5 protein-coding genes are annotated in these 4,861 nt (G+C 61.5%); 2 read left to right on the top strand and 3 right to left on the bottom strand.

The window, feature by feature from the left end:
• Together G9463_RS22215 and G9463_RS22220 are read left to right on the top strand one after the other, a co-directional pair.
• A partial coding sequence (locus G9463_RS22215; protein ID WP_240150122.1) for a PEP-utilizing enzyme occupies positions 1–566 on the top strand: 566 nt, incomplete at its 5' end.
• Between the two features lie 52 nt (positions 567–618).
• Positions 619–1,590, top strand: a complete 972-nt coding sequence (locus tag G9463_RS22220; protein ID WP_004962100.1) for an ROK family protein — start codon at positions 619–621, stop codon at positions 1,588–1,590.
• Positions 1,591–1,620: 30 nt separating this feature from the next.
• On the opposite strand, the gene G9463_RS22225 is transcribed toward G9463_RS22220, so the two are convergent.
• From G9463_RS22225 to G9463_RS22235, 3 genes are all read right to left on the bottom strand, one after another.
• The gene (locus tag G9463_RS22225) at positions 1,621–2,796 is read right to left on the bottom strand and encodes a Cdc6/Cdc18 family protein (RefSeq protein WP_165897855.1); all 1,176 of its coding nucleotides are present in this window, start codon (positions 2,794–2,796) and stop codon (positions 1,621–1,623) included.
• A 62-nt stretch (positions 2,797–2,858) separates the two neighbouring features.
• Entirely contained in the window at positions 2,859–3,947 is a 1,089-nt protein-coding gene (locus tag G9463_RS22230) for a hypothetical protein (RefSeq protein WP_165897856.1), read from the bottom strand.
• A gap of 3 nt (positions 3,948–3,950) precedes the next feature.
• A partial coding sequence (locus G9463_RS22235) for an FGGY-family carbohydrate kinase (RefSeq protein ID WP_255458726.1) occupies positions 3,951–4,861 on the bottom strand: 911 nt, incomplete at its 5' end.

A 4,861-nucleotide genomic window follows, 5' to 3' on the forward strand; every position in this document is an offset into this window, starting at 1 on the left:
GTATCACACCCGTAACGACCGAGTACACCACCGAAGGCGCTGATGCCGTCATCCAGACGGCAGTTCAGGCGGCCCTCGACACCGAAGCCGCAGACAGCGGTGACACGGTCGTCGTCCTCTCTGGGATGATGACCGAACTGGAGGGAATGAATACGGCGAATATGCTGAAAGTCCACGTTGCGGCCGAAACGGTCGCCAGCGGTCGGTCCATTGTTGATGGCCTAGTGACTGGCCCCGTCCATCGGATTTCGACGGCCCCGCCCCGGGAGTCGCCAGGTGACCTCTCGAACGTCCCCGAGGGGGCGATACTGGCGGTTCCAGAAGGGTTCGACGGCGAGTTCGTTGGCGACACCAGCCGCATCGGTGGCATCATCGACGGCCATGAGGGCGTCACGAGCTACGCAGCTATCGTCGCCCGCGAGCTTTCGATTCCGATGATATCGAACGCGGACCTGCCTGATGCTGTCTCCGACGGGTCGACTGTTACACTAGACTCCGAGCGCGGCGTCGTCTACGAGGAGTCCGTTGGACGAGAGGACATCTCAGGCAGGGAGCGAGACTACTGACCGCAGTAGAATCTGTGTAGTTAAGTATCGGTGGGGCAACCCTTCGACCAGCATGGGCGCTTACGCAGGGGTCGACCTCGGAGCGACACATATTCGCGCTGTTATCGGTGACGAGACAGGCTCGATAGTCTCGTCACACAAAACTGAAACACCACGTGGACCGGCGGGCATTGCGGTCACGGAGGCGGTCCTCGACGCGATCCGGCAGGCCTGTGACGCCGCCGACATCGCCCCCACAGACGTGGTTGCCGCCGGTATCGGATCCTTCGGCCCGATGGATCTGGCCGAAGGTGTCGTCGAAAACCCAGCGAACCTTCCAGACACCATCGACCGGATTCCGCTGACTGGGCCGGTCGAAAACCTCATCGGCAGCGAGCGAGTGTCGCTACACAACGACGCCAACGCCGGCGTCATCGGCGAACGGTTCTACTCGGACCGGAGCCCCGATGACATGGTGTATCTCACTATCTCATCCGGAGTCGGCGCTGGGGTCGCCGTTGACGGGAACATCCTGTCAGGCTGGGACGGCAACGCCGGCGAAGTCGGGCATCTGACCATCGATCCGCACGGTTTCATGACCTGTGGCTGTGGGCACGACGGCCACTGGGAGGCATATTGCTCGGGCGAGAACATTCCCCGGTATGCCACACAACTGCACCGAGAGGACCCCGTCGAGACGGCGCTCCCAATCGAGACTGAGGAGTTTTCGGCGGCAGATATCTTTGAGTATGCTGGTGAAGATGAGTTCGCGTCTCACGTTCTCGACCAGATCTGTCACTGGAACGCTATCGGCGTCGCGAACATCGTTCACGCGTATGCACCTCTCGTTGTCTACGTCGGTGGGGCCGTTGCACTCAACAACCCCGAGCAGGTGCTAAATCCGATCCGGGAGCGGCTCGATGACATGGTGATGTCGAACATTCCGGATATCCAGTTAACGCAGTTTGGCGACGATGTCGTGGTTCGTGGTGCACTGGCGTCCGCACTGACTGGCGGCACAGGCGACCCGTCACAGCGCGTTTAAAAAGCGTCGACCTGACCGCGAACCGTTGGGCTACTGCTGCAAGTCGTACAGCCGTCGGAACGCAGTCGGCGGGAACCGCGGTTCGACGCGGCTCGGTGGGCGTCCCTGACCATTAGTGACCGTCGCTTCGACGCGGTCAACGACGCCGGATTCAGCCATTTCGTAGAGGAACCGTTTGACGGTCCCGGCAGAGAGATCGACTGACTGTGCCGAGGCAATCGCCTCCGTCGTCGCCGTTACCGAGGAGCGTTCGCTCTCCTCTAGGTCGATGAGTTCCCTGAGAACGGTCTGTCGGTTCGTCGGCAGGGAGAGAACAACGCCTAACGAAACACAGGGGTCGGGCACCTCCGCGATGGCCGCGTCGACGTTGGCCTGTGTGATCCGGTCCTGGCCCCGTTCCTCGGCCAGTTCTGCAGCGATAAACAAAGCGGCAAGGGCATCGTGGGCGTTGCCGTCGGCCCAGTCAGCGATATGTCTCGCCTGACCGTGATCAAGTCCCTGCTGGGCCAGCCCGTTCGAGGTTCTGGTCATCAACACGTCGACGAGCATCTGGCGCTGGTAGCGGTCGATACTGATCGACTCGGCGGTGTACCGCGTCAGTTCAGTTGTCGACGGGTCATCGCGACCGATAGCGAGCCAGCTAACGTTGCTCGGTAAGCCAGCAAACAGGTCAACGAGGGCTGGAGCCTGAATACTCTCCGGCTCGCTGATGTGGTCGACTGCAATGACGATTCCTGTGCGTTGTTCTCGGACCAGATCGTGGAGTCGCGACTTGAGCGTCTCCGTCCCGATTCCGTGTTCTGGCACCGATTCGTCAACGAGTGCGTCCAGAACCGCGTGGTAGAACGCGAACTCGCTTGCGGTCTCTCGGGCGTTCACGTAGACGAACGACGGAGAGGTCGGTGGCTGTGCACGGGTCGTTGTGTGGATAATCGCCTGTTGCTCCGTTGGGAGTTGTTCTAAGTTGGCGAACAGCGCCGTGATAACCGCGGACTTCCCTGAACCGCAGGGGCCGTACACGTACGCGTTCGGCGGAAGCTGCCCATCGAACACTGGATCGAGGTGGTCGAGGAGCCGTTCGAGGACCGGCCCGCGGTCGGCCGGCTCCTCTATGTGGACGACCGGTGAGATAGACTCGTAATCCTGAATGAGCCGTGGCTCACCGTTCCGGCGTTGTCGACGCTTGATTCTCGCTTCAATGTCCATGCTTGGAAATTAGATCGTGTGTATATTCGATTGGACCTGTAAATAAAAAGCCGTATGAGTTCTTACGGCAGGGGGATAGCTGCGGACGTCGTGAACACTCCAGCCAGTGCCAGAATGCCCAAGATGAGGGTCGTCGTGATGATCGACGCGGCTGGCGGGTCAAAGTGCGTATCTGAGTGGGCGTAGAAGATACGCTGGTAGACCTCACCGAGCAGCGCACCCAGGATACCGAAGGCTGCACCGAGCACAAGTGCGACTAGGACACTCGCTCCGTCCGTCATCGCCATACTGGCGACGAACGTTGCCGGGAGCGTCATGTGGTGCGTAACCGGGAATTTCTCCACGCCGAGGTTCAGGAACAGCAGGCTCGCTGCTGAGATACCGAACGGGAGGAAGAGACTCCCCGTTTTCGCGAAGATGTACGCACCAAGGATGCCGGTAATGAGCCCGAGCATTGCGACGTGCGTCCACTTGTACTGGTGTGGGAGCCACGGTTCGACAGCCGGTCGTTCGGCGGCTATTCCACCATCCGTTGCGACTTCTTCACTGCTACTCGACCGCATCTTGCCGCTCTCGAATGGCGACATATCCAGCAGGCTGCTGCCGCGGACACGTCCGATAACCGGGTACCCGAAGACTAGACGGGCGATAACAGCCGTCAGGATGACACCTGCTGCAGGCGGGTCAATCGGAATCCCGAGTCCACCGGACGTCTGCCGGATTGCCATACCCAGGATACCGAAGACCCCACCGACAGCAAGGACATCCGGTCGAGTACCGAGGGCGTAGGCGATGTCCTTCGCTGGGTGGTAGTCACCGTCGTCCGGTTCGTACATACCGTCGTACTTCGCAGCGTACGCTGCTGCTGCCACACCACCGGCGAAGGCGACGTGCGGCCCGAACACAGGACCGAAGGCCAGTGGACCGACGATGCCAGCGCCGTAGCCACCGGCGGCACCTGCAATGACATCAGGCGAACCGCCGACGAATGACTCGGAGACAACGTTGCCGGCCTCTCCGATAAGCACCATGAAGCCGGTGAAACAGAACGCCGGGAGTGCACCGATAGAGGCCCCGAACGCGCCACCCGCGAACGCCGCGATGGCAAGGACGAGCATATCAACCGCCGTGAGTCCGAATGCGATTGCCATCTGTTATTCCTCCTGTGCCCAGTCACGGGAACGGTCGACGGCGTCGTCCCAGCGGGCGTACATCTTGTCTGCCTTTCCAGCGTCCATCTCCGGCGAGAACTCCTCGTCGACCTGCCAGTTGTCCCGAAGTTCGTCGACGGTGTCCCAGTACCCGACGGCGAGGCCGGCTGCGTATGCCGACCCGAGGGCAGTGGTCTCGTCAACCTGTGGTCGAGCGATGTCCGTCTGGATGATGTCGGACTGGAGCTGACAGAGGAAGTTGTTCTTGACTGCACCACCGTCGACTCGCAGCGTCGTCATCTCGACACCGGAGTCTTCCTCCATCGCTTCCGCGAGGTCGCGGGTCTGGTACGCGATGGATTCCAGGGTCGCACGCACGATGTGCTCTTTTCGCGTTCCGCGGGTCATTCCGACAATCGTCCCGCGGGCGCGGCCGTCCCAGTGCGGAGCGCCGAGACCCGTGAAGGCCGGCACCATGTAGACACCGTCGGTTGATTCAACCGAGCGGGCCAGTTCTGCTGTCTGGGCGGCGTTGTTGATGAGGTCGACGTCCTCGAGCCATTCGATGGCCGCGCCGGCGATGAAGATGGAGCCTTCCAGCGCGTACTGGACGGGCTCACCGGACATCTGGAAGCCGACGGTCGTCAGCAGGCCGTTATCCGAGGCGACTGCTTCGGAGCCAGTGTTCATCAGGTAGAACGCGCCGGTGCCGTAGGTGTTCTTCGCATCACCCTTGTCGAAGCAGGTCTGGCCGAACAGCGCGGCCTGCTGGTCGCCCAGCGCGCCCGCAACGGGGACTTCCTCTTCGAGGAAGCCGTCCGCGTCGGTGTGCCCGTACAGACTCTCGTCGGAGGACGGGCGGACTTCCGGAACCATGGACTCCGGAACGCCGAACTCTTCGAGGAGTTCATCGT

The organism is Haloarcula sp. JP-Z28, from assembly GCF_011440255.1.
Lineage (GTDB): Archaea > Halobacteriota > Halobacteria > Halobacteriales > Haloarculaceae > Haloarcula > Haloarcula marismortui.